This is a genomic window from Siculibacillus lacustris, from assembly GCF_004328075.1.
Classification (GTDB): domain Bacteria; phylum Pseudomonadota; class Alphaproteobacteria; order Rhizobiales; family Ancalomicrobiaceae; genus Siculibacillus; species Siculibacillus lacustris.
In genome coordinates, this window is sequence record NZ_SJFN01000072.1 from 1 (window position 1) to 4,605 (window position 4,605).

At 57.9% G+C, this 4,605-nt stretch carries 5 protein-coding genes and 1 pseudogene; 1 reads left to right on the forward strand and 5 read right to left on the reverse strand.

Translation table 11 applies throughout. The features are described 5' to 3' along the window. Positions 1-248, forward strand: a 248-nt coding sequence (locus EYW49_RS22620) for a transposase (protein WP_206365391.1), incomplete at its 5' end; no start/stop codon positions are given. Between the two features lie 59 nt (positions 249-307). Here the strand turns inward: EYW49_RS22620 and EYW49_RS22625 are convergent. The 5 genes and pseudogenes from EYW49_RS22625 to EYW49_RS22645 form a co-directional block, all read right to left on the reverse strand. Further along, entirely contained in the window at positions 308-1,234 is a 927-nt protein-coding gene (locus tag EYW49_RS22625; protein WP_131311984.1) for an acyltransferase family protein, read from the reverse strand. A gap of 253 nt (positions 1,235-1,487) precedes the next feature. Continuing rightward, complete coding sequence (locus EYW49_RS22630; protein WP_131311986.1) at positions 1,488-2,141, reverse strand: transposase; 654 nt, start codon at positions 2,139-2,141, stop codon at positions 1,488-1,490. 537 nt (positions 2,142-2,678) lie between these two features. Continuing rightward, positions 2,679-3,206 (reverse strand): transcriptional activator RfaH, encoded by a 528-nt coding sequence (locus EYW49_RS22635; protein ID WP_131311988.1) that lies wholly within the window; start codon positions 3,204-3,206, stop codon positions 2,679-2,681. Between the two features lie 295 nt (positions 3,207-3,501). Beyond that, positions 3,502-3,960, reverse strand: a complete 459-nt coding sequence (locus EYW49_RS22640; RefSeq protein WP_131311990.1) for a hypothetical protein — start codon at positions 3,958-3,960, stop codon at positions 3,502-3,504. A gap of 255 nt (positions 3,961-4,215) precedes the next feature. Further along, positions 4,216-4,605 (reverse strand): annotated as a pseudogene (locus EYW49_RS22645) (polysaccharide biosynthesis tyrosine autokinase); the annotation flags it as partial.

Genomic DNA, 4,605 nt, shown 5'->3' on the forward strand with positions numbered 1-4,605 from the left:
ATATCCGAGAGGAGATGGAGGCTCGTGGCGTCACACCGATGATCCCGATGCGGCGAAGCCGCAAGATCCAGATCCCCGTCGATGACCACGTCTATGCCCTGCGAAACAGGATCGAGCGCTGCTTCAACAAGCTGAAGAACTTCCGCCGCCTCGCCACCCGCTACGACAAGACCGCCGACAGCTACCTCGGCTTCGTCCTCATCGCTGCTGTCCGCCTATGGACGCGCGTATTCGTCAACAGGACCTAGGATTTGATCCTGTCGGGCAACGAGTTCACGACGGGTTGGCTCAACGAACCATTGGTGAATCAACTCTGCGCCGGCAAAAATCTCATGAACCTCAGTGTACTTCGTGCCGCTTCCGTAACCGCCGTGTTCAGATCGTCGACCCATGGCCCGAGGATTGCCTTCTTTTGCTCCAACAGTGGCCGTTCAATGAGGTTCCAGGAAATCAGGGCGCATCCAGCCGATAGAACTAGCACGATGGCGAAGCCGGCGATTATTCCGATGCCATTGCCTGTGATCTCGTTGACGGTTCGTAGGATCGGGTAATGGAAGAGATAGACACCATAGGACAAATCACCGAATCGGATCGGCGGAAACTGCTGCAAGCCAATGTACACGGTGAGGTAGGCGATCGGAGCACCTGCCAAAATCGTATAGTTCGCCCGGCTCAGCAGCACGACACTCAGAATAGTGGCGACCACCGCGAGGCTCGGAGAAAAAGCCAGTTTGTCGCGGTACTGATAGATGACCACACCAAACAGAAAGGCGAGAACGAGCGCGCGGCCGTTCAGGTTGTTCTGTGGCGCCATCGGATCCCAGGTTAGATAGCTGATCCCCACGGTGAGAACCGAAACCAGAACGAGGTTGAAAGATCTGCGGCGAAACAGGCCGAGCATCGAGATGACGGCGATCGCGGCGTAGCACTCCAGCTCATATGGTATGGTCCAGAGTTGAAGATTGATTACTTTTCCCTCGAAAACTCCAGGAAGAGTGAAATGAATCCAGCCCACGATATTACCAAAATAGACGATAAACTCACGCGACACGAAATATTCATAAAGTGGAAGTTTTGTGAAGCTCACGCCGAGCACCAGAGCGCATAAAAAAATTTCAAATGCAAGGGCAGGCACAATTCTAAGTATACGAAGGCCGAGGAACCGTACCAGATTGTTGCGCTCCAGAGAGCCGGAAACGAGATATCCAGACAGTGCAAAGAACATCGGGACCATAAAGGCCAGTATAAATCAAAAATTGCTGTTCCAGATTGCGTCTGTGATCACCTTATTGGAATACATGCTCGTGCTGTGAGCTGCGACGATCCCGATCGATAGGAAAATTCGCAGATAGTCGAAGCCGGTTGACTGCCCCTTCACGCTCGCAATACGGTCGCCTATAGTTTTCACGATCTGATTTCCCAAAAAAGAACCAAAAACCCAGATATTATGTTGTATACGGTTCGGTCTTGTCAATGCGAAATATGGGTTATGCAAGGCATCGATCCGGGAAAAATATGGTAAGCGCGATGAACGCCCACACTGGTTTGGTCGTGACGGCGTCAGCGCCAGCGGGCGTCTCTTGCGCGTCGCGGCATGAAGTATTCCCTGATGTCGAGGACGGCCTTTGCGACAGCGCGAATCTCGGCGTCTCCGACGGTGGTCGTTGATGACGATGAGAGCGCCCGGATAGGTGCGATGATGTCACCGGGGGCAAGGTCACTCCGGCACGCCTTCCGGCGCCGTCAAAGCCCTGTCGCGGACGAACAGCGGGATCCACAAGCGAGGATCGATGAACCGCGGCCCGATGATCAGTCAGGTCAGATAGCCGTCGATTCCGTTGAGAAACTCCGCGATGCTGCGGCGCGCGTTCGGCGACGGTGGGCCCCTCGTTCGAGTTTGATAGGGACTCGCTCGAGAACCACCAGTAGACGGTCCGCCACATCGAAAAGTCGTGTGGTAGCATTCGCCACCCGCACCCGGTTCGGCCGAGGTACCGGATAGCGTTGAGAACCTTCCGAAGGTCGACCACGCTTGGTCGGACCGTCGAGGCCGGTCGAGGCTGCAGGGAGACGATCAGTGACCACTCTTCATCGGTCAGATCGGTCCGGAAGCGTTGCGTCTTCTTCGCGATCTCGGCCATGCGGCCGCGGCTGGCCGGGGCCCGCACACCAAGCGTGAATCATATTCGCGGCTTCTCGCCAACTCGGTCTCAAACGGACTCTGAGCGTCTGTAGTAGCCAATAGCTTTCGATAACGCCGCTCATCGAGCGATGACGAAGTCCGACCGCGAACCCCAAGAAGCGGCGCTCGGGCGACCCACTCCGGGCGATGACGCACGAAGAGCCCCGACTGGAACCACCCGCACGGGAAGCGACCGGTTGAAGCACCTTCGTGATACTGGAGCCCTCGGGACGCACGGCGAGATATTTCCACAATGACGGCCCGGGCGCTCCGTGACACCCCTCCTCCGAAGTTGACCCTTACCCAGATTGTTGCGCCGCGGCGCAAATTCGAGCCGGCCTGCGTAAAATTTCAACATCGAACCGACCCGGTGCTCGCCGCCATTCACCGACCTCGCCAAGTGCGAGCTGTAGAAAATGGTGGTTTTTCCATGCTACCGCCATCCGGGTGAAGCGAGGCTTCATCCGTCGACCAAAGTCGGCCTTTACGCGCCCGGTCACGATGCCGGACGTAGCACCTCTCGTGCCACTTTGACGCGGACCGCGCCGGTGAGCAACGAAAGCAACATTTCGACACGACCCTTGGCGTCGAGCGACACCAGAGTGCCGACGGTGCCGGCGAAGGGGCCGACCAAGATTTCTACCGGATCCCCCGGACGGAAACCACGACCGATGTCGATCACGCCATCCTCGTCGGCCGCTTCGATCAGGTCTTCGACGATTCCATTGGGTACGGGTTGCGGATAGTCGATCCCCATCACCAAGGAGGCGACACCCATCGTTCCATTGATGCTGCGCCAGCGATGACGGCCGATGTCGAGGGAGACGAAGGCGTAACGCGGAAAGAGGGCGGCTTTCAGGGTTTCGAATTTGCGGGCATGCCGGCGCGTGACGAGGGCCTTCGGCAGAAAAGCTTCGTATCCTTGACGCTCGAGGTGAATGACCGCCAGCGCCTCCTGGCGAGGCAGCGTATGCACGGCATACCAGCGAAATCCCGCGGCGGAAGGGGGCGGGGCGGAGATCATGAGTGACGTCCAAAGGAGCGAGCGAGACACGCAGATCGGTCGTACGCGTATGACATTCGTCTGCTCCCCATTCGGTAAGAGCCATATACGTCGAAATGATTACAGATTGATCACGAGCCGAGGTCGGTACGAGGGACTCGGTGAGAGTCGTCACCGAGTTGGTTAAGGCTAGGCTTACGCTAGGTCCGCCACGCCAATTCTTTCTTTCTCGCGACCGGCACGTCACTCTATCAAACGAAAGGCGCGCCGAAAGGCGCGCCTTTATTTGGGCTCATTCATCGGGCGAAGAGACCCGTCACGCCACGCGGCGACGATGATAGAGACCGAAGCCGAGCATCGCGACAAGGATCGGCAAGCCGGCCCCCGCAATCGGACCCGGGGCCGGGACAGAACTCACTGCGCCGGTCGACAGGTTCACGATCGAACCGTTGGAAATAACCGACGTTCCGGTGAATGTGAGAGTTGCAAACCAAACACTATGAGTAGGGGTCGAGCCATCGACCAAGCTCGGCGTATTGTTGAAATACGCGTTGACACCGGCATATCCCAAAGACGAACTCAACGCCGACTGCAGACCCGATAGGAAGCTGCTGTAGGACGTCAAATTGGAGATAAATAAGTTGCCGTAGTTGGCCTGGATTCCGAGATAGTCACTCACCGTAGCCGGCGCAGCCGCATTGGCGGCGGGCGCCCCCATACCGATTGCGAGGGTCGCGCCGACGACGGCGGCCTTCCAGAACGACATCTTGCTCATGCTGCACCTCCCGTCTCGACCTCCAACCGGAGGCTGCATCCAAAGTCACATAACGCGGAGCTCCATCAGGATTACCCCATGCACAGTTATACCTATGCCACGAGTGCAGTGCAGCGTCAACCGAAATTTCACCGTGTTCGTCGATGCCTGCCGCTCGATGTAATGACAATCGCGTCATCGTGTGGTCGTTCGAGGCTCTGGGCAGAGTCAGCATCTCGTCACCGAGAAAGATGAAGCCCGCCGCCTTCTGCCCCTTCACGCGCCCCAAGTGCTTCCATAATACCTTGATTGGTATTGCCCGAAGTACCCGTATGAGGAGTGGGCATCGAACATTTTGAGGCGTTCGATTTCGACTTTTGAGAGGACGACGCCGATGGCTTTGTCGGCGATGACGGGGTCGGCGATGAGCATGTCGCGGACGGCGCTGCGGGGGGTCTTGCCCCATTCGACGACGAGATAGTAGCCGTCGATGAAGCGGGAGGCGGCGACGGCGTCGATGACGGCGCCGATCGGCGGAAGGTCGATGATGATCAGATCGAAGGCGGTCGCGGCCTTCTGGACGAGATCGATCATCGCCTGGGAGCCGAGGGCGTCGCTCGATGCGGCGATGCGCTTGTGGGTGGCGCCGGGCAAGAAGACGAGCTT